Raw genomic sequence first — 25,483 nt, 5'->3', positions numbered from 1 at the left:
GGGTTAAAAAAATCCGGGGGGAGGGCGCCAAAGGCGACCGGGGGCAGAGCCCCCTTCAGCCCACCAATCCGGCAGCAGGCCGCAGCCCGCCAACTTCCAGCCCGGCCCAGTTCATGATTTTCGGCGTCAAGAACCGCCGGACCACCGGATTGGCGGCGTCCAAGACGCCAAGCCGCACCATCAGGGCCGTGATCGCAACCATCGCGCCCGGGTCCGCGCCCCCCGCAATCTTCAAGGCGACCCCCAGTTTCTGCTTGGGTAGAACCGCCACATAAAACCCGTCGGCGCCGGACTTCAGCACCACAGGCTCTTTCGCAACTCTGACCAATTCCGTATCAAGCCGACCACTGCCGGCCACCATTTCGGGATGCGCAAGCATTGCATCGCGCAACGTTACCGCCGCCCGGCTGCGCACATCCGACTTCCCATCCGCTGCCGCAACACGGGCCATGGCCGCCGCCATACCGCTCAGACGGGACACAAAGTTCGGTGCCGAGCACCCGTCGAAGCCAAACCCCGGACTGACATCGCCAGTCATATCCTCGAACGCCTCGCGAACGGCCTTTTGCACTGGATTGTCGATGTCGACATAGTCAAGCGAGACCCCCAGATGCCTTGCCACGGTCAAAAAGCCGGAATGCTTTCCCGAACACCAGTTGAACGCAGGCGTGACCGGTTCGCCCTCGCGGATCATATCTTCGGCAAGTTGTTCGTCGCGCGACGCCTGAGGCCCACAATACAAGGCGTGTTCATCTAGCCCGAGATCCGCCAACCAACCCCGAACCCGAGCAATGTGACGCCATTCCGCCAAGTGACTTGCGCAGGCAAGTGCCAGTTGCTGCGATGACAGGCCGGCGCTTGCGCCGCTTTCGACCAGCGGCAAAGCCTGTAACACCTTGGCTGCCGACCGCGCGAAAACCAGTTCATCGGGGTTGCCCCAGCTTTCGACGATCGTGCCATCAGCGCGCGAAATCACGGCGTGACCGATGTGGCGGGACTCCACAAACGGCCCGCGCGTGGCTTCGACCAAAAGGACCGGATCCGACATCACACACCTCGCGATTTTGTCACGGCAAATTTCCGCCGCAGGGGGTTCCATCTTTGCGCCGAGATACGCTATTCATGCGCCATTGATAAGGGGCATTTCGACCAGCCGACGCCGGCAAAAACGGGCGCGCGCGGGTGCAACGGGCAAAAGGCAGAGACTATGACAGCAGCATTCAAAGCGATCCTCACAGCAAGTATTCTCGTCATGGCGACCAACGGTGCCATGGCGCAGGAAGTCACCAACCGCGTCGCGGCAGACACGGACTGGGCGGTCTTCGAAGGAGATGACCCAAAGGAATGCTGGGCCGTCACCGCGCCGAAAGAAACAGTCAATACGCGCGACGGACGCACCGTTTCGGTGCGGCGCGGCGATATCCTGCTGTTCGTCACGTATCGTCCCGCGCAAAACATCGCGGGCGAAGTCAGCTTCACAGGTGGCTACCCTTTTGCGGAAGGTTCGACCGTGACGATGGAAGTGGCTGGATCATCGTACGAGCTGTTCACAGAAGGTGAATACGCCTGGCCGGCAACACCCGCCGACGACGCTAAGATCGTCACGGCCATGAAGCGTGGTGCCAACGCAGTGCTTACGGCGCGTTCGTCGCGTGGCACGCAAACCCAAGACACATTTTCGCTTTTGGGCGCGACCGCGATGATTGAAGATGCCGAGGCGCGCTGCTCCGGCTGATCGCCGAATGTCGGCGGTCTTGCTGCCTCCGGCGGGGATATTTTGAAACAGAAGAAGCCGAAGTGACCCCCCGGGGCATAGCGCCGCCGGGGAGCTTCTCCTGTTACGGTCATCGGCATCCCTGCCTGTACCGCCCGTCAAAATGAGTTCAATTTTATTAAGATTGCGTTTCTTCTGTTCTTAAATATCCAAATGGCGCCACGCAGCAGGCAGAAAAAACTTTGGACTCGGCGCGAAGATCGCCTATATGCGCGTCTTGATCCGAAAAAAGGTCCGCGCCATGGCTGCTGATGCACCGATCACTCAAGATGTTCTGACGATCCCCCGCAAGATGCCGGAGGGTCCGATCAATCTTGTCGGGTTGACGCGACCGCAGTTGAAAGACGCGCTGATCGCCATCGGGACGCCGGAAAAGCAGGCGAAGATGCGGGTGAACCAGCTTTGGCAGTGGATTTACCACTGGGGCGTGCGGGATTTCGCAGAGATGACGAACCTCGCCAAGGACTATCGCGCAAAACTTGCCGAGCATTTCGTTGTCGCAATTCCCGAGGTCGTCAGCCACAATGTCTCGGCGGACGGCACCCGAAAGTATCTTGTCCGTATCGCAGGCGGCCACGAGGTCGAGGTCGTCTATATCCCCGAAACCGACCGCGGCACGCTTTGTATCTCCAGTCAGGTCGGTTGCACTTTGACCTGTTCGTTCTGTCACACCGGCACGCAGAAGTTGGTGCGCAACCTGACCGCGGGCGAGATCGTCGGTCAGATTATGGTGGCGCGCGACGATCTGGACGAATGGCCCGCGCCCGGTACCGGTACGGGCGACGCGGGGCCGCGACGTTTGTCGAACATCGTCCTGATGGGCATGGGCGAGCCGCTGTATAACTTCGAAAACGTCCGTGATGCCATGAAGATCGCCATGGATGGCGAAGGCATATCCCTGTCGCGCCGCCGTATCACGCTGTCGACAAGCGGTGTCGTTCCCGAGATTGCGCGCACCGCCGATGAGATCGGGTGCATGCTGGCCATCAGTTTTCACGGCACCACGGACGAGATCCGCGACAAGCTGGTTCCGATCAACAAACGCTGGCCGATTGCCGATCTTGTCGAGGCCTTGCGGGCTTATCCCAAGGCCTCGAATTCCGAGCGGATCACGTTCGAATATGTAATGCTGAAGGACGTGAACGACAGCGATGAGGACGCGCGCCGTCTGATCAAGCTGATCGAAGGCATCCCGGCGAAGATCAACCTGATCCCCTTCAACGAATGGCCCGGCGCGCCTTATGAGCGCTCGGACTGGAGCCGGATCAAAGCGTTCGCCGATATTATCTATAAGGCGGGCTATGCCTCGCCAATCCGCACACCGCGGGGCGAGGATATCATGGCGGCTTGTGGTCAGTTGAAATCGGCCACCGATCGCGCGCGCAAATCCCGTAAAGAAATCGCGGCTGAGGCGGGGCTGGGTTAAGCTTTCTTAAGCTTGCCGATGACCCACAGCAGAACGACGGCACCAACCGTGGCCATTATAATGCTGCCGACCAGTCCGGTGGCTGAAATGCCGACGAGATTGCCCAGAAACCCGCCCACATAAGCGCCGATGATCCCGACAATCAGGTTCATCAACAATCCCTGGCTTTTGTTCATGAAGGTGGATGCCAGCCAACCTGCCAGGCCCCCAACGATTAGAAATGCAATGAAACTCATTTCAGAAACCCCTCTGCCTTAATCAATCTTAACGTGGACCACGCACTAACAAGAAGCAAGGATTCAGCGCCCCGGGATTCCATCGCGCTTGGTCGTGGGGAGGTGCCAGTTGTCCAGAACTTCGATCGCCTCGTCCGCCGTGTCTACAAAGCGAAACAGGTCGATATCGTCCGCTGAAATTGTCCCGGCGTCGGCCAGTGCGTCCCAGTTGATGATCGTTTCCCAGAATGTACGACCGAACAGCAGAAACGGCACGCGCTCCATCCGGCCCGTCTGGATCAGCGTCAGCGACTCGAACAATTCATCCAAGGTGCCGAAGCCGCCCGGAAACACAGCGATTGCGGCGGCGCGCATCAGGAAATGCATCTTGCGGATGCCGAAGTAGTGGAAATTGAACGCTAGTTCCGGCGTGACATAGCGGTTCGGGGCCTGCTCGTGCGGCAGGACGATGTTCAGACCGATCGACACACCGCCTGCGTCTTCCGCGCCGCGGTTTCCGGCCTCCATCACGCCCGGGCCACCGCCCGTGACGATGATGTTCTCGCCCTTGCCTTCGGCCATCGACCGTTCGGTGATAATGCGCGCGAACTTGCGGGCTTCGTCATAGTGTGACGACAGATCGGCAAGCGTCTTGGTGCGGGCCTGATCCTTGTTTGCCGGATCGGGAATGCGTGCGCCGCCAAACAAGACAACCGTCGATTTGACGCCGTATTCCTCCATCAGCATCTCGGGTTTCAGCAATTCAAGCTGCAAGCGGACGGGGCGCAGTTCATCGCGGCACAGGAAATCGGGGTCTGCAAAGGCCAGCGTATAGGACGGCGAGCGCGTCTGCGGCGTGTCGGGTATGCCCTTGGCTGTTTCGATATCCTGATGTGCATCGCGAAAGCGGCGGCGCTGGTCGTCCATCATGAAGGCGGCTCCTTGTTACCCGGTCCTTTTGCATGGCAGGAAGGGCGCAACTTGTCCAATCCCGAGTGAGTGTTGCAATGCAGGCACCGACCCCGAAAGAGATTGCCAATGCGGGTGACCGCATTGAGCCCTATGTTCATCGCACGCCGGTCTTGGAAAGCCATGCACTGATTGACGGGCGCATCATCGAGTTGAAGCTTGAAAACACGCAGTTGACCGGAAGTTTCAAGGTGCGCGGTGCGTTCAACACGCTTTTGACATCGGACGTTCCCGGAGCGGGCGTTGTTGCGGCGTCGGGTGGTAATCACGGAGCGGCGGTGGCCTATGCGGCGGGAAAACTTGGGCACAAGGCGACGATCTTCGTGCCGGAGGTGGCAGGGGCGTCGAAAATCGCGCTGATCCGCGAAACCGGGGCTGATTTGCACGTGGTGCCGGGGCAATATGCGGAGGCTCTTGCGTTGGCGCAGGCGTTCGAGGCCGAGACCGGTGCTATGCAAATTCACGCCTACGATTCACCCAAGACTTTGGCAGGGCAGGGGGCGGTCATGCGCGAATGGGAAGCGCAGTATTTGGCCTCGCACACGGTTCTGATCGCTGTTGGTGGTGGTGGGCTGATCGGTGGCGCGCTGGCGTGGCTGGAGGGGCGCAAGGATATTGTCGCGGTTGAACCCGAACGAGCGCCGACACTGCACGCGGCCTTGGAGGCGGGTGCGCCTGTGGATGTCGAGGTAGGCGGGATTGCGGCAAACGCGCTGGGCGCGCGGCGGATAGGGCAGCTTTGCTTTGATCTGGCGGTCGAGCATCAGGTTGAGACGGTGCTGGTCAACGATGACGCGATTGCCGAGGCGCAGCGGCTTTTGTGGCGGGTCTGTCGTCAATGGGTCGAACCGGCGGGGGCGACGGCGCTGGCGGCGCTGATTTCCGGAGCGTATCGGCCCGTCACCAAGGAAAGCGTCGGCGTGCTGGTTTGCGGGGCAAATCCGGCACCCGGTCCGTTCGACTGATTGCCCTTTCGCCGGCTTAGCGCTACATGGCGCGTCAACGTCAGGTCCAAGGGGAAAACACATGTCCAACGCTCAGCTTGAAGCCGCCATCGAAAGCGCGTGGGAATCGCGCGATCAGATCACACCGGCCACCACCGGTGAAACACGCGAGGCGATCGAAGACACGCTGAACGCGCTGGACGGCGGCACTTTGCGCGTGGCCGAGCGTGGGGAGGACGGGGTCTGGCATGTGAATCAGTGGGCGAAAAAGGCCGTGTTGCTGGGGTTCCGACTGAAAGACATGGAGCGTCAAACCGGGTCCGCTCAGGGTGGTGCCTGGTGGGACAAGGTCGACAGCAAGTGGAAGGACTGGGGCGACGCCGAATGGGGCGCGGCGGGCTTTCGCGCGGTGCCGAACTGTGTGGTGCGCAAATCGGCCTATATCGCGCCGGGCGTGGTGCTGATGCCATCGTTTGTGAACCTTGGCGCTTATGTGGACACCGGCACGATGGTCGACACATGGGCAACGGTCGGGTCTTGCGCGCAGATCGGCAAGAACGTGCATCTTTCGGGCGGTGTCGGTATTGGCGGCGTGTTGGAGCCTATGCAGGCGGGTCCGACGATCATCGAGGACAATTGCTTTATCGGTGCGCGGTCCGAAGTTGTCGAAGGCTGCATTGTGCGCGAAGGCTCGGTTCTGGGCATGGGCGTGTTCATCGGACAGTCCACCAAGATCGTTGATCGTGAAACAGGTGAAGTGATGTATGGCGAAGTGCCACCGTATTCGGTCGTCGTGGCCGGGTCGATGCCTTCGAAGAACGGGGTCAACCTTTATTGTGCGGTGATCGTGAAACGCGTGGACGAGCGCACGCGCTCGAAGACCGGCATCAACGAACTGCTGCGCGACTGATCCAGTTGAGCGCCTTGCGGCGCATTCGACTCTTTGAAGACGGGGGGGGGCTTTCGGCCCCCTCTTTGCCATTCGGCAAATTCACCCCCCGAGGAATTTCCGGACCCGAAAATCTGCCGCGTGGTCGTGGTATTAACCCCGAAATGCCCTGCGCTTGCCGTGATGTGAACACGTATTGCGGGTACGTTTGAGACATGTTTACGAGTTCAGCGGATGTTTTCCGCACGCGCCAGGCGATTGGCGATCTACGGTCATTGATCCGTCACACGCCTGAAGAAACACGATCACGGCTGATTGCCGGCTTTCCGACCTCGGTCGAGGATGGAGATCGTATGATAGAGCGCATTGTCGCGGACGGTGTCAGGTTCCGGCACCCCGATGACTTCGAAGTTCATCCCTCGGTTCTGTTGGCGGCTGCTCTGCCGGACGAGGATTTTCCGACGTTCATTTTCGCTACCGCGCTGGCGCTGTCGGATATGCTTCAGGCCGATGATCCTCCGGATACGTTGTTTTGGAACTGGAACGCGTTTCAGGCGCAATATGTTCTGGCCGATCCGCCCCTGCGCGCGGCATTGATGAACGGGTTTCGGGTGGCCGAGCTTGCCGGTCGGGTTGAGCTTGATCCAGCTTTGAAGCACGTCGATTGTCTCAGGGTTTCGCGCGATGCTGTCCTGTCCGTTCTGGATGGAAGCGGCGAACGTGCGCTGATGGCTGCCATTCTGTCCGAAGTGGACGCACGGGAAGCCGGGCGTTTGTGGTCTGCCGTTGATACGGTTTCGGGGCCTGCCGTCACGGCGTTTCGATATCTTTGCGAGCGGGAGGAAGGGCTTGCGCCTCCCGACGCGACGTCTGCTGCGCTGATCCCCTGGAGCTAGGGGATCTGGTGGCTTGCACCCGGCACCCGGCTCTGACAGATGGGGAATATGGCAAAGGACAAGGCATCGCGACCGCAACAGGTCTTTACGCTTGTGGTCGAGATCGGTCGCAAGGAGGGCGACGGTTTGCCAAAAGGCGCGACCGGCGGTGCTCTGGTCTGTTATGCGACTGGTGTGGATGAAGCAGAAGCCGTGCGCGAGACGGTTGCCGTCTTGAAGAAGGCGGACGTGGCTCCACTGGATGTCACAGGATACGGCACGATTGAGGAGCGCGAGGCCGAGGGTCACGAGATTGATGCCGAAGAGCGCGCGCTGATGCAGCGGGCGCTGGACGACAACGCTGTGATCGTTGCGCAGATGACACCGTTTTTCGGCGACAAGTCATGAGCGCGGTTTTCCTAGATCTTGACGGAACGCTGATGAATTCACGCCCCGGGATCACAAGGTCGCTGGCCCATGCTTTCGCGCTCAATGGGATGGATCACCATGCCACAAGTGATCTGACGTGGATGATCGGCCCCCCGTTTGTGGACAGTTTCACCAAGCTTGGCATCGCTGACCCGACGCCTATTCTGGCGGCCTATCGCGATCATTACACGGCGTCGGGCATGTATGATGCCGAGGTTTACGACGGTGTCATCCCAGCTCTGAAGGCGATGCGCGACGCGGGTTTGCGCCTTTATCTTATGACGGCAAAGCCGCATGCCTATGCAACGGTCATCACGGCGCATTTCGGGCTTGCGCCTTTTATGACCGCCGAGTTTGGCCCCGAGCTGGATGGGACGCGCAATTGGAAGGGCGATCTTCTGGCCTATGCGCTGGAACAGACCGGGGAGACGGCCGGGGCCTCGGTCATGGTCGGGGATCGCCATCACGACATGGGTGCGGCAGCCGAAGTCGGCATGCCGGCGATTGCCGTGCGCTGGGGCTATGGCACGCCCGAGGACTGGGTCGGCGCGGCGGCCTTCATCGACCACGCCTCGGAACTTCCGGACATCGCGGCGCGTCTCCTTGCACGCTAATCGTTGAAGTCGCCGCCGCGCCACGTTAGCACATTTCCATGAGTATTGATCCCGCCGACCTGACCGCCCGCCTGATCCGCTGTGCCTCTGTGACACCTGCCGATGAAGGCGCGATTCCGCTACTCGAGACTGTCCTGCAAGAGGCCGGCTTTGAGACGTTCCGCGCCGACCGCGGAGGGATTTTGAACCTTGTTGCGCGGTTCGGCCCCAAGGGCCATTCAAGGACGTTCGGGTTCAATGGTCATACCGACGTGGTGCCGGTGGGCGACCCGGCCGACTGGACGTACCCGCCGTTCAGCGCGCATGTCGACGGCACCACGATGTTCGGGCGCGGCGCCGCGGACATGAAATCGGGCGTCGCCGCCTTTGTGGCCGCCGCCATCGAGCGTGCTCGGACCAATCCGCCCGACGGCGCCATCCTGATCACCATCACCGGCGACGAAGAGGGCGCGGGCATCGACGGCACCAGCGCGATTCTCGATTGGATGGAGGCCAACGGCGAAGCGATGGATGTTTGCATCGTCGGCGAGCCGACCTGCCCAAAGACCCTCGGCGACACGATCAAGATCGGGCGTCGCGGCTCCATGACAGCGTATTTCACCGCGACAGGCGTACAGGGCCACTCAGCTTATCCGGAGCGCGCCAAAAACCCGGTGCCCGCGCTTGCCCGGTTGATGGATCGCCTTGCCTCGCACCCGCTGGACGAAGGCACCGACCATTTCGGAGCCTCGACGCTCGCCGTCACGACAATCGACACCGGCAACCCGGCCAATAACGTAATTCCGGCCACATGCCGCGCGACGGTGAATATCCGCTTCAATGACAGCCATACCTCGGCCAGCCTGACCGAGTGGCTTCAGGGCGAAACGGCCAGACTCGCTGCCGAAAGTGGCATCGACATCGCAATGAAGACACAGGTTTCCGGCGAAAGCTTCGTCACGCCGCCCGGCGCGCTCTCCGAACTTGTGGCGAACGCGGTCGAAGCCGAAACCGGCGTCACGCCAGAGTTGTCCACCACGGGCGGCACATCGGACGCGCGTTTCGTCAAATCGCATTGCCCGGTGGTCGAATTCGGTCTGGTGGGGCAGACGATGCATCAGGTCGATGAACGGGTTGAAATCCCGCATATCCACGGCCTGACAGCCATCTACGCCCGGATCCTGGACGATTACTTCGCAAGCTGACGCGCATGGTACAGATCACAACAACACACGACATCGCCGCCTGCCATCAGGTGCGCAAAGCCGTTTTCGTCGATGAACAGGGCATCGCGCTGGCCGAGGATATAGACGGTCTGGATGACTTGGCCACGCATTTCCTCGCCACAGACGAGGGAACGCCCATCGGAACGGCCCGACTCCTTGAGAAAGGCAGCACCGGCAAGATCGGTCGCCTTGCCGTGCTGAAATCCCACCGCAGCAAAGGCATTGGGGCTGCGATCATGCGCGCGGTGCTTGATGCCCTCGCTGCGCGAGCGCACATCCGCGAAGCCCGCCTCGGCGCACAAATCGAGGCCATCGCCTTCTACGAAGCTCTCGGTTTTACCCCCGAGGGCGATCCTTTCCTCGACGCAGGCCTGCCGCATCAGGAAATGGTCCGCCGCCTGTGAGACGACCAACCCTTGTCATCATGCTCAAGGAACCGCGCCCCGGTCGCGTGAAAACCCGCCTCGGGCGCGACATCGGACTCACAACCGCCGCTTGGTGGTTCCGCCACCAAACCCGCCGCCTGATCCGCCGTCTCGAAGACCCGCGCTGGCACCTCATCCTCGCCGTCTCGCCCGATCGCGAAGGTCTGCAAAGCCGCATCTGGCCCGAGCATATCGACCGCCTGCCACAAGGCCCCGGCACTCTGGGTGACCGGATGGCCCGAATGCTGCGTTCCACACCGGGGCCAACCCTTGTCATTGGCGCCGATATCCCCGCCGTCACGACCTCCCATATCGCTCTGGCGTTCCAAACACTGAACCAAAACGCCTCTGTCCTAGGGCCCGCGCCCGACGGTGGCTACTGGCTTGTCGGCCTGAAACACCCCGCCCGCGCCCGGCAGACCCTCTTTCAACACGTTCGCTGGTCCACCCGCCATGCGCTGCAAGACACCGCAAAAACCCTCCCCGAACCGACAGCACTTACCGCCACACTGCAAGACATCGACACCGCCAAAGACCTCTGACCTTCTTCTGTTTCAAAGTATCCCGGGGTGTGGGGCAGCGCCCCACGAAGCGACGTGCGAAGCACGGCGCAAAAGCCCTGCAAAACCCCCGTGACGCCACCGCGCCACCATGCTAGCCCGAACCCATGGCTCGTATCCCAACCAAGGACGAAATTCTTGCCTGGATCTCGGAGAACCCGACCCAGTCCAACAAGCGTGACATCGCCAAGGCTTTCGGCATCAAAGGCGCTGCACGGATTGACCTCAAACGCCTGCTGAAAGAACTGGCCGAAGAAGGCCACCTCGAGAAACGCCGCAAGACCTATCGGGATCCTGAAAGCCTGCCGCCGGTATCCGTCCTGCAAGTCACCGAGCCAAACGCCGATGGCGATCTTTTCGCCCGCCCGCTTGAGTGGCAGGGCGACGGCCCCGAGCCGGCGATCCTGCTTGTCTTGCGCGAAGCCGACCCGGCTCTCGGACCCGGCGACCGTATTCTTGCGCGTCTGGCGAAAGTCAAAGCTGACGACCATGCCTATGAAGGCCGCCTGATCCGCCGCATCGGCACCAACCCGCGCCGTGTCCTAGGCGTATTCCGCAAGTACTCCGAAGGGGGCCGCATCCTGCCGATCGACAAGGGCGCGGACCGCGAATGGCGTGTGGCCCCGGACGCCACCTATGGTGCCAGGGACGGCGAGTTGGTCGAAGCCGAACAGGCCGGCCCCAAGGACCGCATGGGTCTGCCAAGCGCACGCATTGTCAGGCGGCTCGGCGATCCATCCGAGCCCAAAGCCGTCTCGCTGATCGCGATCCACCAGCAAGGCATCCCGGACGTTTTCCCCGACGACGCCATCGCCGAAGCAGACGCGATGAAACCGGCAGACATCAAGGGCCGCGAGGACCTCACCGACCTGCCCCTCATCACCATCGACCCCAGTGATGCGCGCGATCACGACGATGCCTGCTTCGCGCAGGCCGATCCCGACCCCAAAAACGAAGGGGGACATATCATCTGGGTCGCCATCGCCGATGTCGCGCATTACATTCGCCCCGGCTCGGCGCTGGATCGCGAGGCCCGGAATCGAGGTAATTCCACCTACTTCCCGGACCGTGTCGTGCCGATGTTGCCCGATCGTTTGTCCGGTGACCTCTGTTCGCTTCACGAAGGAGTACCGCGCGCCTGTATCGCCGTTGCCATGCAGATCACCGCCAAGGGCGAAAAGATCGGTCACAGGTTCACCCGAGCCCTGATGAAATCCCCCGCCTCGTTGCACTACGAAGAGGTGCAGGACGCCATCGACGGCCAGCCGAACGCGCGCACCGCGCCGCTGCTCGATGACGTCCTGAAACCGCTTTATGCCGCCTATGAATCCCTGACCAAAGCTCGCGCCGCGCGTCAACCGCTCGACCTTGATCTGCCGGAACGCCAGATCGTCCTTGACGACAACGGCCACGTCACATCCGTTGCCTTCAAGGATCGTCTCGACGCCCACAAGCTGATCGAGGAATTCATGGTGCTGGCCAATGTCGCCGCAGCCGAAACGCTGATCCAGAAGAAACAACCGCTGCTGTTTCGCGTGCACGAAGAACCCAACCCCGAAAAACTTGACGCCCTGCGCGAAACCGCCGGCACAGCGGGCCTGACGCTTGCCAAGGGGCAGGTCCTGAAAACTGCGCATCTCAATCGCCTATTGCACGACGCCGCTGGCACAGATTTCGCCGAACAGATCAACATGGCGACCCTGCGATCCATGACGCAAGCTTACTATGGGCCGCAAAATTTTGGCCACTTCGGCCTGGCTCTGAAAGCCTATGCGCATTTCACCTCGCCCATTCGCCGCTACGCTGACTTGATCGTGCACCGAGCGCTGGTGTCTGCCCATGGTTGGGGCAAGGACGGTCTGACGCTGGAGGACGCCAACGCGCTGGAGGAAACCGGCAAACACATCTCCGATACCGAACGCCGCTCAATGGTCGCCGAACGCGATACGACCGACCGCTATCTGGCCGCGTTCCTGAGTGACCGGATCGGGGCGGAACTGGCCGGCCGGATTTCAGGCATCCAGCGGTTCGGCGCTTTCGTGCGACTGGACGAAACCGGAGCGGACGGGCTGATCCCCGTGCGCTCGCTCGGCTCGGAGTTCTTCCACTTCGATGGGGATGAGCAAACCCTGCAAGGGGCGGACACCGGCTTCACGCTTGGCCTTGGCCAACGCGTCACGGTGCGTCTGGCAGAAGCGGTCCCGGTGACGGGCGGTCTGATGCTGGAGTTGATCGAAGCCGATGGAAAAGCCCCGAAACGCGGGCCTGTTTCACGCCGTCGCGGCGGTCCGGTCCGGCGCAAATCCAATGCCTCGGCCAAAAAGCGGAAAGTCTCGCGGAAACGTCGCTAAGACGCGTCAGACACCGCCGCCAAACAACGTATCAAGCGCGTCCCGCGCCGCGTTCGCCGCATCGACATAGGAAATCAGCAAGCTTTCGGTGCCGGGCACAGCCGCCGCAATCGTCGGTGCCCAGACATAGGCAATGACCAGCACAGCCGCGATCCCGACAGAGGCGACGAACCCAAGACGGAACCCCTTGCGGTGCTCGATCTCCTGTTCGGGCGTGCGTGCGTGGCGCGTGTTTTCACCGGTGCCGGGACGCAATGTGGAGTTGATCTCGTCCATGTCCGGCAGCAATTCCCGGCGTGGCTCGACATAGTCGCTTTCTGCCTCGGCCATGGCATCGCGGGTGTCCAGACGCGCCATACGCGCTTTAAGTGCCCGCGATGGCGTTTCTTCGTCCTCGGGCGCGGTCAGGGTGAAGTCGGTTTGCACTTCGAGCGTCGACGGGGTCGAAGACTTGCGCTTGGCGATCTCGCGGTCGGCCTCTTCGCGCAGCAAATCCATCGCTGCCACATCCGCCGGGCGCCTCAGATTGGAAGGCTTGCCGGACGATGGGTCGGGGTCCGCGGCGGGTGACACCAACCGCGTTTCCGGCCAGTCCCAGCTATCGTCCTTGTCGTCGTCTTTCTCGACCTCGGGCTTGGGTTTCGAGGCCGCCACCGGTTCGGGGGCGTCGTCTTTCTCCCAATCCGCGTCCGTGTCGTCGTCCCAATCGGAATTATCCTCTTGCGGTTCCTCAGCCTGCGCGATGATTTCAGGCTCAGGCTCAGGCTCAGGCTCAGGCTCAGGCTCAGGCTCAGGCTCAGGCTCAGGCTCAGGCTCAGGCTCAGGCTCAGGCTCGTATTCCGCGGCGGGTTCCATTTCCGGTTCGAATTCCACGTCCGGCTCAACCGCAGTTTCCGCTTCGGGTGTTTCCCATGGCTCGGGGTCGACCCTAGGCGCCGAATCCGCCTCAGCCGCCAAAGTCTCCTTGGCGGGGGCAAGTTCGTACCAGGTATGCCCACAGTTCGAGCATTGCACGTCGCGCCCCTCGTCGGGGATCATGCTTGCGTCGACTTCGTATTGCGCGGTGCAATTCGGACAGATCAATCGCATCTTCAGGACCTTGCTCTTTTCAGCCTCACTGCTGCCGGCCCGATGTTCACCACGGCCCGTTTCAGCGTTCAACAACGTTTAACACTTTCCCCGCCGAACTCAAAGCATCGTTGCACCGGACACGCGTCTGGGGCAAAAGCATCGCGACATGGCAGACCCATCCGCAATCGAGCTGACCTCAGCCGCCATGAGTTACTCTGGCCGCACGCTCTTTCGGGACGTGTCCCTTCAGCTTGCGCCGGGCAGTTTTCACTTCCTCACAGGACCATCCGGCGCGGGCAAGACCACGCTCATCAAGCTCTGTTACGGCGAATTGCGGCCTACCGAGGGCCGCGTCACCTTCTTTGACGACGACACCGGTCACATGGACCGGGACACCATCGCCCTTTTGCGCCGCCGCATCGGCGTGGTGCATCAGGACTGCCGGTTCATCGACCATCTTAGTGTCGCCGAAAACATCCTGCTGCCGGTCACCGTTTCCGGGGGCAATGTGGAGCGCGCGCGTGCGGATATGGATGATCTTTTGGGTTGGGTCGGTCTGAAGGCGCTGGCCGATCACCGACCGCCCGAACTTTCCGGCGGGGAACGCCAACGCGCCGCTCTTGCGCGTGCCGTGATCCTGTCGCCCGACATCATTCTGGCCGATGAACCCACGGGCAATGTCGACTGGGAAATGTCGCTGAAGATCCTCGGGCTTTTGATCGAATTGAACCGCCTTGGCAAAACCGTGCTATGCGCGACCCACGATATGTCTCTGATAAGGCAAGCGAAAACCCGCGTTTCTGCGCGCGTTCTGCGGCTGCGCGACGGCGGAGTCGAACTTGCAGGGGCCGAACTTTGAATGCGCTTCTGACCCTGCTGCAAGGCGACAAATCCGCTGAAAGCGTCGTGCCGCGCACTGGCTACACGGCCGTGCTGACCATCGCCTGCGCTGCCGCCATGGCTTTCCTTGCGGTGTTCGTGCTGGCCCTTGCGCTGTCGGCAGGCCGGCAAGCCGCCGAATGGGAGGCCTCGCTTTCGGACAGCGCCACGGTACGCATTTCCGCGCCCGCCGAAATGGCGGATGTGCAGGCCGATACGGTGGAGACCATCCTTGCGCAAACGCCCGGCATTGGCGGCACCCGTCGCTTGTCGGACGACGAGCAAGCCTTGCTCTTGCAGCCCTGGTTCGGCACCGATCTGCCGCTTGAAACGCTGCGCCTGCCGATCCTGATCGACGTGACGCTGACCGAAGACGGCCCGGACGTGATCGGCTTGCGCCAACGCCTTGCCGCCGAAGCGCCGGGGGCGGTCTACGACGACCATGGCCGCTGGCGCGCGCCGATGGTGGATGCGGCGCAAGGCCTGCGCAGCCTGTCGCTGATCGCGCTGATCCTGATCGCTGGCGTGACCGGCGTCACCGTCGCGCTTGCCGCCTCGGCTGCGATCTCGGCCAACGGTCAGGTTATCGACGTGTTGCGCCTTGTTGGGGCCGAGGACCGCTATATCAGCCGCGCCTTCACTCGCCGTTTCACGCTCCGCACGCTCGGCGGCGCGGCTGCTGGTGCGCTGACTGGCCTCGTCGCCGTCGCTCTGATCCCCACTGTCGCAGGCGGGGGCCTTGCCAGCGCGGTTGGTTTTTACGGCCTTGAGTGGATATGGCCTCTCCTCGTTCCGCCAGCCGCCGCCGTGCTTGCCTTTGTCGCCACCCGCGCCGCCGCCGCGCGTCGCCTGAAAGAGGCCGGATAATATGCAACTTGCCCGCTCAATGCTGTTCAACGTCACGATGTACCTGTCCATGCTGGTCTACGCGGTCGCCTATGCCCCCTTCGCTATCTACGACGCAAAATATGCCGTCAAAGCCACCCAGGCCTGGTGTGGGTTCATCATCTGGTGCGCTTCGTGGATGATCGGCCTCAAGGTCGAAATTCGCGGCACGCCGCCCACCGACGAAGTTATGGTCGCGGCCAAACATCAGTCCTTCTTCGACATCATCGTGATCTACGGCGCCATCCCGCGCGGCAAGTTCATCATGAAACGCGAGCTGATCTATGCCCCGCTCCTTGGATGGTATTCCCTGCGGGTTGGCTGCATCCCGGTCGACCGCGGCAAGCGCGGACAGGCCATCATCAAGATGAAAGCCGACGTCGAAAAGGGCCGCGCCGATCCCGGACAGCTGGTGATCTATCCCCAAGGCACCCGAGTCGCACCTGATGACAAAAAGCCGTATAAGGCAGGCACTGGCATCCTTTACGACCAGCTTGGCCAGCCCTGTGTGCCCGTCGCCACCAACATTGGTCACTTCTGGCCCAAGCGCGGCTTTTTGCGCAAGCCCGGAACGGCTGTTGTCGAGTTCCTCGACCCCATCCCGCCGGGTTTTGGTGTGAAGGAATTCATGGTGAAACTTGAAGACGTGGTCGAAAGCAAATCCGACAGCCTGCTCGCCGAAGCGCGCGCGCCCAAATGATCACGACCATTGAAGAGCTTGAGGCGCTTTACGCCAAGCCGGGTGCCGCCAGCCTGCGCAAAGTCGCGCACCGGATGACCCCGGTCTATCGCCGCTGGATCATGGCCAGCCGCTTTTGCGTTCTGACCACCGTTGGTCCCGAAGGCACCGACGGCAGCCCGCGCGGCGATGATGGCCCGGTGGTGACCGAGATCGACGCGCAGACCCTCGCAATGCCTGACTGGCGCGGCAATAACCGCATGGATTCACTTAGAAATATCGTCCGAGACCCGCGCGTGTCGCTGATGTTCATGGTGCCCGGATCGACCAGCGTCGTGCGCCTGAACGGCACCGCTCGGATCACCGCAGACGCCGACATGCTTGCCCGGTTCGAACGCGACGGCGCGCATCCGCGTTCGGTCATTCTGATCGACATCACCGAGATCTATTTCCAATGCGCCCGCGCCATCCTGCGTGCCGGCCTCTGGACGGCGGGCGATGAAAGTGCTGCCCTTCCAACGCCCGGCGAGATGCTGAAAGAAGCCACAGCAGGCGAGGTCGGCGGCGCGGAATACGACGCGGAATGGTCCGAGCGCGCGCAGAAAACTATGTGGTAGGCCGGACGCACCGCACGCTCGCGCAGCGCGGTCGGCGCAGGCCTGAAACACCACTTCTTCTCTTGCTGAACGCAGCGCTCCGATTTAGCGTAGAGTACCGACGCCGAGCCTCCGGTCGTGGCAAAAAAGGGTCCAGAATGGCGCTTCCCAGATCTTTCGCACTCGCGGTTTTCGTCGCGCTTGCTGGCTGTGAAAGCGAACCGCCCGAACTGACACCGCCCGGCGGCCCTGAGGATTATCTGCGTGCCGCCGACGTATTGGCCGCGGCGCAATGCGAACTTGATGCAGTCGCGGCGCGCGCCAATCCGGCCTTCACCGCCAAAAAGGCGGATATCACGCTCAATCTTCTGGTGCGCGTTTCGGAATCCACTGGTGGCGGCGTCACGCTGACCATTCCTATTGCGTCCACCGATCTGACCCTGCGTCGGGACCGCGTGCCGGAAGGCACGGCCTTGCGGCGTATGGAATTCCGCATCACCCACACCTTCGGTGCGACCGCTGCCTGTGCAAGCCCGGAGCAACCGCTGACCGCCACGGGCCTTCGCTATATCGAGGGCGGTCTCGGTCTGGTCGAATGGGTCACGGAAACCGACGTTCTGGTAGGGCATGCGGGCAGCGCACCGCGCGAAATGAACTATTCGATGAGCTTTGACGTCACGCTCTCGGATGACCGCTCGCCGGTTTTCTCGCGCCCGATCGATTCCATCGAGTCGGATTTTTCACGTCAGGACGCCACCGCCCGCGAAGTCCGCCACCGGATCGCCGTGACCGTCGTTCCGGGCCAGACCCGTGACAGCGCGATCCAAGCCGCGGCCGATCGCTTCCTCGAGCGCATCGGGTTGCAATGATCGGGCAGGCACGGACAGCGACCGCGCTTTAAAAGGTCATTCTTTGCAGCGTAAGGGCGCGCCGACGTGATACCGAAACAGGACGGACGTCGCATTCCGATGATGCTGCGACTGCAACAATCCCCGGCCGTACGCGCCGTGCTGAACGTCTCTTAACCTTTGGCAATCATCTCGGCCTGCCGCACGATCACCTCGGCCTGGCGCACGCTTGCTATGTCGACAAGCCGTCCCTTGTAAACAGCCGCACCCGCGCCGGTCGACTGCGCGTCTTCCATCGCGGCAAGGATTTCGCGGGCCTCGGCGACGGCCTCATCAGAGGGTGTGAAGACCTCGTTGGCGATGGCGATCTGCTTTGGATGGATTGCCCATTTGCCGACCATTCCCAGCGTTGCCGAACGGCGTGCCTGCGCGCGAAAGCCTTCGTCATCACTGAAATCACCGAAGGGTCCGTCCACCGGCAAGACCCCATGCGTGCGGCACGCCGCGACGATCGCGGTTTGCGCCCAGTGCCACGGATCGGACCAGTATTTCTGGCCGTCTCGGTGCATGTAATAGTTCTCCTGCGTGCCGCCGATGCCTGTCGTCTGCATTCCCATCGAGGCCGCGAAATCCGCCGCGCCAAGGCTCATCGCCTGTAAACGCGGGGAACTTGCGGCGATTTCTTCGACATGGGCGATGCCTGCGGCTGTCTCGATAATGACCTCAAGGCTGATTGGTTTCCTGCGCCCCTTGGCCGTCTCGATCGCCGTCACCAGCGCGTCCACGGCATAGACATCCGCCGCGCAGCCAACCTTGGGGATCATGATCTGGTCCAGCCGGTCACTGGCGTTTTCCAGCAGATCGACGACATCGCGATACCAGTAGGGCGTGTCCAAGCCGTTGATCCGGACCGTCAGATATTTCGTGTTCCAGTCCACATCATGGGTCGCCTGAATGATGTTCCGGCGTGCCTCATCCTTGTCTGCCGGAGCCACCGAGTCCTCAAGATCGAGGTTGATCACATCCGCATCCGACGCCGCCATCTTCTCGAAAAGCGCAGGCCGCGAGCCGGGGCCGAAGAGCTGGCAACGGTTCGGGCGGGCAGGGGCGGCAGGCTGTAGGCGGAACGACATACGCGTAACTTTCTTTCGTTTCGAATTTCCGGACTGATATTATGTTGCGCAAAGTCCTTCAAGGGTTGTTTTGCAGGTGCAGAAAAATGGGTCAGACTGACAGGTCGCGCAAGAATCTTCGACAAAGAGGCGGAAATTCAAGGATTAATCAGACAAAATCCGTGTATTCAGGGAAGATTGCAAGCTTATTGCATCGCAAGGCGCACAATATCGCGCGAACGCAACAGAGGACTTATCATGATTCGCACTCCATACCTCCTCTTCCTCGGAGACGCCCACGACAACCTCGCCGCCAAGGTCGCGCAAGGGATCAAGGACTGGAACCCTGACAGTGTCGTGGGACAGTTCCGCATGGAAGGCTGCAATGCGGATGTCGGTGCGCCGGACATGTCGCTGCAAGAGGCTTATGATAAGGGCGCGCGCACGCTTGTGGTCGGTGTGGCCAACCGCGGGGGGGTCATCTCGGACGCCTGGCTGCGCGTGCTGGCCGAAGCGATGGAGATCGGTTTCGATCTCGCCAGCGGTTTGCACAATCTGTTGCGCGACGAGAAGTTGTTGAAGGCAACCTCGGCCCGGACCGGCGCGACCCTTCATGACGTGCGGATCCCGACCGTTGCCTATCCGATTGCAAACGGTGTGAAGCGCACCGGCAAGCGCTGCCTCGCGATCGGGACGGATTGTTCGGTTGGCAAGATGTATACCGGCCTTGCGATGGACGCCGAAATGCAAAAGCGCGGCATGAAGTCGACGTTTCGGCCAACCGGGCAGACTGGCATCCTGATCACCGGCAAAGGCGTGCCGCTGGACGCCGTTGTGGCGGATTTCATGGCGGGTGCCGTCGAATGGCTGACGCCTGATGCCGAAGCGGATCACTGGGATCATATCGAAGGGCAGGGCAGTCTCTGGCATGTGTCGTATTCCGGCGTGACGATGGCATTGATCCACGGAGGTCAACCGGACGCACTGATCCTTGCCCATGAGCCGACCCGCACGCACATGCGCGGCTTGCCAGGGTTTGGTTTGCCAAAACTCGAGGAATTGCGTGACATGGCACTGCCGCTAGCGCGGATCGCAAATCCGGCTTGTGTGGTTGCGGGTGTTTCGGTCAATACAAAAGCGTTGGGCGATGACGAGGCGCTGGCATTATGCGCCGAAATCGAAGACCGGATGGGGCTGCCGACTGTTGATCCATACCGGCATGGAGCGGCACGTCTGGTTGACGCTCTGAGCGTGATTTAGGATTGCGCCGAGCCTATGGCTCGTCGCTGTAGGTGGGGGACGCTGTCCCCCACACCCCCTGGGATTTTTCAGACCCAAAGAATGAGGACGGCTTTTTGTCTTTGAGCATTTCCGTAGTTCCCGAGCAGTTTCGACTTGCAGAGACGTTTACGATCTCGCGAGGGTCTCGGGACGCCGCGGTTGTGTTGACCGTAACGGTGTCGGATGGCCAAGTCGAAGGGCATGGCGAATGTGTGCCCTACGCGCGCTACGGCGAGACCGTCGAGAGTGTGATGGCCGAAATTCTGGCGTTGCCCGGTACGATCACGCGGCGCGCGCTGCAGGAGGCATTGCCGGCGGGGGCTGCGCGCAATGCGGTTGATTGCGCGATGTGGGATATGGAAGCCAAGCGCGCGGGTGCGCGTGTCTGGGATTTGGCGGGGGTGCCGGCGCCCGGTCCTTTGAAAACGGCCTTTACGTTATCGCTGGATTCGCCTGAAAACATGGAGGCAGCTGCGGCGCGCCATGCGCATCGTCCCCTCCTGAAAATCAAACTTGGGACCCCCGACGATATGAACCGCCTCGAAGCGGTGCGGCGTGGTGCGCCGCTTACCGATATCATCGTCGACGCCAATGAGGGCTGGACTGCCGAGGTCTATACCGAGCTTGCCCCGCACCTCTTGCGGCTTGGCGTGTTGCTGGTCGAACAACCGCTGCCCGCTGAAAAGGATGACATGCTTGCCGAGATCGCGCGCCCCCTTCCGGTTTGCGCTGATGAAAGCTGTCATGACCGCGTGTCGCTTCCGGCGCTCAAAGGTAAATACGACATCGCCAACATCAAACTCGACAAGACGGGCGGACTGACCGAAGCGCTGGCGCTGAAACAGGCAGCCCTCGCGCAGGGTTACGGCCTCATGATCGGGTGTATGGTCGGTACGTCCCTGGCCATGGCGCCCGCAACGCTGCTGGCCGAAGGCGCCGCCTTCGTCGATCTCGACGGACCGCTCCTGCTGGCCGAAGACCGGACCCCGCCGCTGGCCTATGATGCCGAGGGCCTGCATCCCCCGGAATCCGCGCTTTGGGGTTAAGCCTCTTGCACCTTCTTCTGTTGGAAAATATCCCGGGGAGGTTCGGAGGGGCTGGCCCCTCCGTGCGCCATGCCACATCTCACTGCCCTCTAGTCGGAGAACCCAACCCATGACTCGCATCGTTTACGTCAACGGCGATTATGTCCCAGAAGATCAGGCCAAGGTTTCGGTGTTCGACAGGGGCTTTCTCTTTGCGGACGGCGTTTATGAAGTCACCAGCGTCCTTGAGGGCAAGCTTCTCGACTTTGCTGGCCATGCGCGTCGTCTCGAACGCTCGCTGAGCGAGCTTGACATGGCCGCTCCGGTCTCGATGGAGGCGCTTCTGGATATCCACAGGGAACTGATCGTGCGCAATGATCTGACCGAGGGAATGATTTACCTGCAGGTCACGCGAGGCGCTGATGCGGATCGGGATTTCGCGTTCCCGGACCCCGAAAAGGTTCCGTCGTCGCTGGTGCTTTTCACGCAGGCCAAGTCCATCGCCGACAGCCCGGCTGCAAAAAAGGGTCTCAGAGTCATCTCGATCGAGGACCAGCGCTGGGCGCGCCGCGACATCAAGACCGTGCAGCTTCTTTATCCTTCGATGGGCAAGATGATGGCCAAGGCCGCGGGCTGCGATGATGCCTGGATGATTGAAGATTGCCACGTTACCGAAGGGACCTCGAACAACGCTTATATCGTGAAGGACGGCAAGATCATCACGCGGCACCTGTCGAATGAAATCCTGCACGGTATCACCCGTGCCGCGGTCCTGCGGTTTGCTAAAGAGGCGCAAATGGTTGTCGAGGAACGCGCGTTCACAATCGATGAGGCCAAGGACGCCGATGAGGCCTTCATCACCTCGGCGTCGACATTTGTGATGCCGGTCGTCGAGATTGACGGCGCGGCTCTGGGCGACGGTAAGCCGGGGCCTGTCGCGGCGCGCCTGCGCGAGATTTATCTGGATGAAAGCCGCAAGACGGCCCTGTAATTTCCGGGGATAGATCGATTTCGAATTATTCTACCCGAGGGTATTTGGGAAACCCTTAAACCCGCCGCCTTATCCGGGCGCTTCACTGTTGGCGGGCCGGTAAGTCGTGACGAACCTTGACGAAATTCTGACTTCATTTGCATCGCTCGCGGGTGATGCGATTGCTATTGGGTTTCGTGGGGTTGACGATGGCGAAGCCAAGCTGCTTTGGATCAACAACGCCTACACCGACTTGTTCGGTTATCCTGCCGACGAAGTGATCGGGCGCGAAGCCAGTCTGGTCAATGATCCCGCGCATTTAGATGCGTTCATTGCTTCGGTAGAACCCGCGCTGGAAGCCGGGGACCAGCATATTCACAGTGAAACCTACTGCCGTACCAAAGAAGGGCAATCGGTCTGGACAAGCGTCATGATGTTCGTGGTCCCGGTTGAAGGCGGGCATTACTCTGCCGCGATCTGGATGCCCTGAAGCAACGTGAAAGGGCTGCGGAAATTGCGCTGAAGGAACGCGACAATGCCGTGGGCGAAGTCCAGCTTCTGCAGGACCGGCTGCTGACCGCGCTGAACGGCTTGGAGGGCCCCTTCGCGATCTGGGACAAGGATTTTCACCTCGTCGTGTCCAATGATGCCTTTGCGCGTAGTCTGATAAACCGGCAAGAACCGCTTCCGCCGGGAACCCCGCTGGAGGACTTCATGCGTCTGGCCGCGCATTCCGGCCTTTTCGAGGATTCCGTGGGTCGCGAAGAAGCTTGGGCTGAAGCTTCGGCAAAGGCGCTGCGCGCCGGGTCCATCCGCGATATTACCCGGTTCACAAACGGCCGGGTCCACAAGGCGACCAGCCACAAGACGCCGATTGGCGACACGCTGGTGATCGCGACGGATATCACCGAACTGGAAACCGCCCGGCTGGCGCGCGAATCCTATGCACGTCAGCTTGAGCAGGCGCATGAAATTGCCCACCACCAAGCTTATCATGACTCGCTGACCGGGCTGGGAAACCGGCGATTCCTGAACGAAGAACTTGCCCGCCTAAGCGCGATCCGCCGCCAGAACGGTGGGCACATTACCGCCCTTCACCTGGATCTCGATCGCTTCAAGCAGATCAATGATACTCGCGGGCACGCCGTTGGCGACGCGGTGCTTTGCCGGGTTGCGGAAATCCTGCGGAACCTCGTTCTTGACACCGATACGCTGGTGCGCACCGGCGGCGACGAGTTCGTGATCCTGCGCCATTGCACCAAAGATCATACCCTCCCCCCGGATAAGCTTGCCGATATCATCGTCGCCGCCTTCTGGCGCCCCGTGATGGTCGATGGTGTCGAGTATCGTATCGGCACAAGCATCGGTCTGGCTTCGACGGATGTCTCAGATGAGGCCGATCTGCTGACCGATTCCGATATCGCGCTCTACAAGGCGAAATCACTCGGCCGGGGCCGGGCACAGCGGTTTGACCGAACCGATTTCCTTGAAATGACCGAGCTTAAATCGCTGTCGGATGAGCTTTTGCGGGGTCTCGATGCGCGTGAAATCATCCCGTTCTATCAGGTTCAGATTGACGCCCAGACCGGACAACCGGTCGGTCTTGAAGCACTGGCGCGCTGGCGTCACCCGCGCCTTGGCCTGATCACACCCGACCGGTTCCTGCCGATTGCCGAAGACCTCGAAGTCGTGGACCGGATCGACCATCTGGTGTTCGAGACCGCGCTGGCGGAATGCGGTGTGGCGTTCAGATCTGTTCCGCCACCGTCCTTGTCTTTCAACATTTCCCACAGGCGGCTTATGTCGCGCGGCGTTGTCGAAGCTGCACAGAAGGCGTCACAATATCCCGGCAGGATCGCATTCGAATTGCTTGAGTCAATCTTTCTGGACGAACAGGACGACGCCACGACCTTGCAACTGGATGCCCTGCGCGACGCAGGTGTTTTCCTTGAAGTCGACGACTTCGGCAGCGGTCATGCCTCGATCATAGCTCTTGGACAGGTGTCGCCCGATCGCCTGAAGATCGACCGTCGTCTTATCGAACCGGTCACAACATCGTCACGCTCGGCCGCCATGGTGCGCGCGATCATTGATCTGGCGGGCGCACTGGACATTGAAGTCACCGCCGAAGGCATTGAGACAAAAGCCCACGCGGATATCCTTCGCGTTCTTGGCTGCGACAGGTTTCAGGGCTTTCACTTCGGCCGTCCTGCGCTGCTTGATGAGGTTCTCGCGGATTGGTGGCCAGCGCAGTCCTCGCGCGCGGCCAACGCAAGTTAGGACGTCTTCTTGGACCCGACGTTTTCCTCGAACGCCACTTCGAACGCCTGTTTTTGAGCATCGCTTGCTTCGGTCTGGTAGCGGTCGCGCCACTGGGCAAACGGCATTCCGTAGAACGCTTCCCGCCCTTCGTCTTTCGACATTTCGATCCCACGCTCAGCGGCGGCCTCCTGATACCAGCGAGACAGGCAGTTCCGGCAAAAGCCGGTGAGGTTCATCATGTCGATGTTCTGCACATCCGTTCGATCTTCCTGCAGGTGCTTTTGCAGGCGCCGAAACGCTGCGGCCTCAAGCTCGATTCGGGTCTGTTCGTCGATGGTCATTCGCGTCGCTCCTCAGCTTTCCGCCGCCGCCAGCGCCTTGGGCAAAAGCTTAGCAAAACGCTCTGCCCATTCGGCCTGACCCGCGTCGGATTCAATCAGGTCGTTCCTGACCTCAATCAAGGTGTTCTGCCGCCCGGGTACAATAGCATGGCGATAAATCGTGTCCCCGATCAGATGTCCCGAATAAGGTTTGTTCGCCCCCACGACCAGTCCGGGCACCTGTTCCAAAAGCTGCACCAGAGGCAGCGACAGTCGCGTATCACCGCCATAAAGCAGCCCACAGTGCCATGGCCGCATGGGCCGTCCGCGAAACCGGGGCGTGAACGAATGCACCGAAACGATCACCGTATCGTCGTGGCGCGCGGCCAAATCTGTCACGGCTTCATGATAGGGTCGGTAACACCGCTCCAGCCGCTCATTGATGCTGGCCTGTGAAATGCCGCGGTTGCCGGCAATCAAAGTGCCGTCATAAAGCTGCATTACCAGCGTCGGATCGTCCTCGCCCCGATTCGGGTCGATCACAAGCCGCGAAAAGTTGCTCAGGATTGCAGGCGCACCCAACAACTCGGCCAGCCGCTTGGCCACACCGGCCGCCCCGATATCAAAAGCGATATGGCGCTGCATGTCCTCGGCCGCGATGCCAAGATCGCCCCCGTTCACCCAGTCCGGCACCCGGTTTCGGGCGTGGTCACACACGATCAGCCAACGGGAAGCGCGATCGCCGCCCAAAACATGGTATGGTTCCCAAGATAAATTGTGGTGTTCGCCCTGCATGAGCCGTCTGTATCGCCCCCTCTGCAAAAGCGCCAGTTGTCACGCGCTAACATTTGCTGCAATAAGCCTGCAAAACCAGTTTAG

General features: G+C 61.2%; 28 protein-coding genes. 21 read left to right on the top strand and 7 right to left on the bottom strand.

Translation table 11 applies throughout. From position 1 onward, the window contains the following. Window positions 1–55 precede the first annotated feature (55 nt). Window positions 56–1,048 (bottom strand): asparaginase, encoded by a 993-nt coding sequence (locus BOA8489_RS05615; RefSeq protein WP_093972981.1) that lies wholly within the window; start codon window positions 1,046–1,048, stop codon window positions 56–58. 204 nt (window positions 1,049–1,252) lie between these two features. On the opposite strand from BOA8489_RS05615, the gene BOA8489_RS05610 reads away from it, so the two are divergent. Together BOA8489_RS05610 and rlmN are read left to right on the top strand one after the other, a co-directional pair. After that, the gene (locus BOA8489_RS05610; protein ID WP_370807156.1) at window positions 1,253–1,735 is read left to right on the top strand and encodes an invasion associated locus B family protein; all 483 of its coding nucleotides are present in this window, start codon (window positions 1,253–1,255) and stop codon (window positions 1,733–1,735) included. 280 nt (window positions 1,736–2,015) lie between these two features. After that, the gene (gene rlmN / locus BOA8489_RS05605) at window positions 2,016–3,200 is read left to right on the top strand and encodes a dual-specificity RNA methyltransferase RlmN (protein WP_093973066.1); all 1,185 of its coding nucleotides are present in this window, start codon (window positions 2,016–2,018) and stop codon (window positions 3,198–3,200) included. Here the strand turns inward: rlmN and BOA8489_RS05600 are convergent. Both BOA8489_RS05600 and BOA8489_RS05595 read right to left on the bottom strand, forming a co-directional pair. Next, window positions 3,197–3,436, bottom strand: a complete 240-nt coding sequence (locus tag BOA8489_RS05600) for a GlsB/YeaQ/YmgE family stress response membrane protein (RefSeq protein WP_093972979.1) — start codon at window positions 3,434–3,436, stop codon at window positions 3,197–3,199. The two genes, rlmN and BOA8489_RS05600, sit on opposite strands and share 4 nt — an antisense overlap. 63 nt (window positions 3,437–3,499) lie before the next feature. Further along, window positions 3,500–4,345, bottom strand: a complete 846-nt coding sequence (locus BOA8489_RS05595; protein WP_093972978.1) for an LOG family protein — start codon at window positions 4,343–4,345, stop codon at window positions 3,500–3,502. 77 nt (window positions 4,346–4,422) lie between these two features. Between BOA8489_RS05595 and BOA8489_RS05590 the strand changes: the two genes are divergently transcribed. The 9 genes from BOA8489_RS05590 (at window position 4,423) to rnr (ending at window position 12,676) form a co-directional block, all read left to right on the top strand. Next, window positions 4,423–5,349 (top strand): threonine/serine dehydratase, encoded by a 927-nt coding sequence (locus BOA8489_RS05590; RefSeq protein ID WP_093972977.1) that lies wholly within the window; start codon window positions 4,423–4,425, stop codon window positions 5,347–5,349. 61 nt (window positions 5,350–5,410) lie between these two features. Continuing rightward, on the top strand, window positions 5,411–6,238 hold the full coding sequence (gene dapD / locus BOA8489_RS05585; RefSeq protein WP_093972976.1) for a 2,3,4,5-tetrahydropyridine-2,6-dicarboxylate N-succinyltransferase: 828 nt from the start codon (window positions 5,411–5,413) through the stop codon (window positions 6,236–6,238). A 194-nt stretch (window positions 6,239–6,432) separates the two neighbouring features. Next, a complete protein-coding gene (locus tag BOA8489_RS05580) occupies window positions 6,433–7,113 on the top strand; it encodes a hypothetical protein (protein WP_093972975.1) in 681 nt (226 codons plus the stop codon). A gap of 48 nt (window positions 7,114–7,161) precedes the next feature. Further along, window positions 7,162–7,500: a DUF8846 family protein gene (locus tag BOA8489_RS05575; RefSeq protein WP_093972974.1), complete on the top strand. Its 339-nt coding sequence runs from the start codon at window positions 7,162–7,164 to the stop codon at window positions 7,498–7,500. Next, window positions 7,497–8,135 carry an HAD hydrolase-like protein gene (locus BOA8489_RS05570; RefSeq protein WP_093972973.1) on the top strand — a complete coding sequence of 213 codons (639 nt, stop codon included), beginning with the start codon at window positions 7,497–7,499 and terminating at the stop codon, window positions 8,133–8,135. The genes BOA8489_RS05575 and BOA8489_RS05570 overlap by 4 nt, the downstream gene beginning before the upstream one ends. A 38-nt stretch (window positions 8,136–8,173) precedes the next feature. Beyond that, window positions 8,174–9,319: a succinyl-diaminopimelate desuccinylase gene (dapE, locus tag BOA8489_RS05565; protein WP_093972972.1), complete on the top strand. Its 1,146-nt coding sequence runs from the start codon at window positions 8,174–8,176 to the stop codon at window positions 9,317–9,319. Window positions 9,320–9,324: 5 nt separating this feature from the next. Further along, window positions 9,325–9,744, top strand: a complete 420-nt coding sequence (locus BOA8489_RS05560; protein WP_093972971.1) for a GNAT family N-acetyltransferase — start codon at window positions 9,325–9,327, stop codon at window positions 9,742–9,744. Between the two features lie 20 nt (window positions 9,745–9,764). Continuing rightward, the gene (locus BOA8489_RS05555; protein ID WP_093972970.1) at window positions 9,765–10,307 is read left to right on the top strand and encodes a TIGR04282 family arsenosugar biosynthesis glycosyltransferase; all 543 of its coding nucleotides are present in this window, start codon (window positions 9,765–9,767) and stop codon (window positions 10,305–10,307) included. A 125-nt stretch (window positions 10,308–10,432) separates the two neighbouring features. After that, window positions 10,433–12,676, top strand: a complete 2,244-nt coding sequence (gene rnr / locus BOA8489_RS05550) for a ribonuclease R (protein ID WP_093972969.1) — start codon at window positions 10,433–10,435, stop codon at window positions 12,674–12,676. Window positions 12,677–12,682: 6 nt separating this feature from the next. On the opposite strand, the gene BOA8489_RS05545 is transcribed toward rnr, so the two are convergent. Next, complete coding sequence (locus tag BOA8489_RS05545; protein WP_141138244.1) at window positions 12,683–13,765, bottom strand: zinc-ribbon domain-containing protein; 1,083 nt, start codon at window positions 13,763–13,765, stop codon at window positions 12,683–12,685. A 148-nt stretch (window positions 13,766–13,913) separates the two neighbouring features. On the opposite strand from BOA8489_RS05545, the gene BOA8489_RS05540 reads away from it, so the two are divergent. The 5 genes from BOA8489_RS05540 to BOA8489_RS05520 all read left to right on the top strand — a co-directional run bounded on the left by BOA8489_RS05540 (window position 13,914) and on the right by BOA8489_RS05520 (window position 17,655). Continuing rightward, complete coding sequence (locus BOA8489_RS05540) at window positions 13,914–14,606, top strand: cell division ATP-binding protein FtsE (RefSeq protein ID WP_093972967.1); 693 nt, start codon at window positions 13,914–13,916, stop codon at window positions 14,604–14,606. Continuing rightward, entirely contained in the window at window positions 14,603–15,493 is an 891-nt protein-coding gene (locus BOA8489_RS05535; protein WP_093972966.1) for a cell division protein FtsX, read from the top strand. The genes BOA8489_RS05540 and BOA8489_RS05535 overlap by 4 nt, the downstream gene beginning before the upstream one ends. Window position 15,494: 1 nt before the next feature. Beyond that, window positions 15,495–16,211, top strand: a complete 717-nt coding sequence (locus tag BOA8489_RS05530) for a lysophospholipid acyltransferase family protein (RefSeq protein WP_093972965.1) — start codon at window positions 15,495–15,497, stop codon at window positions 16,209–16,211. Then, on the top strand, window positions 16,208–16,807 hold the full coding sequence (locus BOA8489_RS05525; protein ID WP_093972964.1) for a pyridoxamine 5'-phosphate oxidase family protein: 600 nt from the start codon (window positions 16,208–16,210) through the stop codon (window positions 16,805–16,807). Before BOA8489_RS05530 ends, BOA8489_RS05525 begins: the two co-directional genes overlap by 4 nt. Window positions 16,808–16,944: 137 nt before the next feature. Further along, the gene (locus tag BOA8489_RS05520) at window positions 16,945–17,655 is read left to right on the top strand and encodes a hypothetical protein (RefSeq protein ID WP_093972963.1); all 711 of its coding nucleotides are present in this window, start codon (window positions 16,945–16,947) and stop codon (window positions 17,653–17,655) included. A 152-nt stretch (window positions 17,656–17,807) separates the two neighbouring features. On the opposite strand, the gene BOA8489_RS05515 is transcribed toward BOA8489_RS05520, so the two are convergent. Continuing rightward, window positions 17,808–18,767: an L-malyl-CoA/beta-methylmalyl-CoA lyase gene (locus BOA8489_RS05515; RefSeq protein ID WP_093972962.1), complete on the bottom strand. Its 960-nt coding sequence runs from the start codon at window positions 18,765–18,767 to the stop codon at window positions 17,808–17,810. A gap of 237 nt (window positions 18,768–19,004) precedes the next feature. Between BOA8489_RS05515 and dgcN the strand changes: the two genes are divergently transcribed. The 5 genes from dgcN to BOA8489_RS05490 all read left to right on the top strand — a co-directional run bounded on the left by dgcN (window position 19,005) and on the right by BOA8489_RS05490 (window position 24,302). Continuing rightward, window positions 19,005–20,006, top strand: coding sequence for an N-acetyltransferase DgcN (gene dgcN, locus BOA8489_RS05510; RefSeq protein ID WP_093972961.1), 1,002 nt, complete (start codon window positions 19,005–19,007; stop codon window positions 20,004–20,006). 101 nt (window positions 20,007–20,107) lie between these two features. Further along, window positions 20,108–21,073 carry an N-acetyl-D-Glu racemase DgcA gene (dgcA, locus tag BOA8489_RS05505; RefSeq protein ID WP_093972960.1) on the top strand — a complete coding sequence of 322 codons (966 nt, stop codon included), beginning with the start codon at window positions 20,108–20,110 and terminating at the stop codon, window positions 21,071–21,073. Between the two features lie 109 nt (window positions 21,074–21,182). Beyond that, window positions 21,183–22,043 carry a D-amino-acid transaminase gene (locus BOA8489_RS05500; protein WP_093972959.1) on the top strand — a complete coding sequence of 287 codons (861 nt, stop codon included), beginning with the start codon at window positions 21,183–21,185 and terminating at the stop codon, window positions 22,041–22,043. A gap of 106 nt (window positions 22,044–22,149) precedes the next feature. After that, a complete protein-coding gene (locus tag BOA8489_RS05495; RefSeq protein ID WP_093972958.1) occupies window positions 22,150–22,512 on the top strand; it encodes a PAS domain-containing protein in 363 nt (120 codons plus the stop codon). 50 nt (window positions 22,513–22,562) lie between these two features. Further along, window positions 22,563–24,302: a putative bifunctional diguanylate cyclase/phosphodiesterase gene (locus BOA8489_RS05490; protein ID WP_093972957.1), complete on the top strand. Its 1,740-nt coding sequence runs from the start codon at window positions 22,563–22,565 to the stop codon at window positions 24,300–24,302. Here the strand turns inward: BOA8489_RS05490 and BOA8489_RS05485 are convergent. Next, the gene (locus BOA8489_RS05485) at window positions 24,299–24,619 is read right to left on the bottom strand and encodes a DUF1244 domain-containing protein (RefSeq protein ID WP_176440220.1); all 321 of its coding nucleotides are present in this window, start codon (window positions 24,617–24,619) and stop codon (window positions 24,299–24,301) included. The two genes, BOA8489_RS05490 and BOA8489_RS05485, sit on opposite strands and share 4 nt — an antisense overlap. 18 nt (window positions 24,620–24,637) lie before the next feature. Further along, window positions 24,638–25,399, bottom strand: a complete 762-nt coding sequence (locus tag BOA8489_RS05480; protein WP_093972955.1) for an N-formylglutamate amidohydrolase — start codon at window positions 25,397–25,399, stop codon at window positions 24,638–24,640. Window positions 25,400–25,483 lie beyond the last annotated feature (84 nt).

The sequence above is a fragment of the Boseongicola aestuarii genome (assembly GCF_900184815.1).
GTDB classification, from domain to species: domain Bacteria; phylum Pseudomonadota; class Alphaproteobacteria; order Rhodobacterales; family Rhodobacteraceae; genus Boseongicola; species Boseongicola aestuarii.
This window is presented reverse-complemented; position numbering and strand designations above follow the sequence as displayed.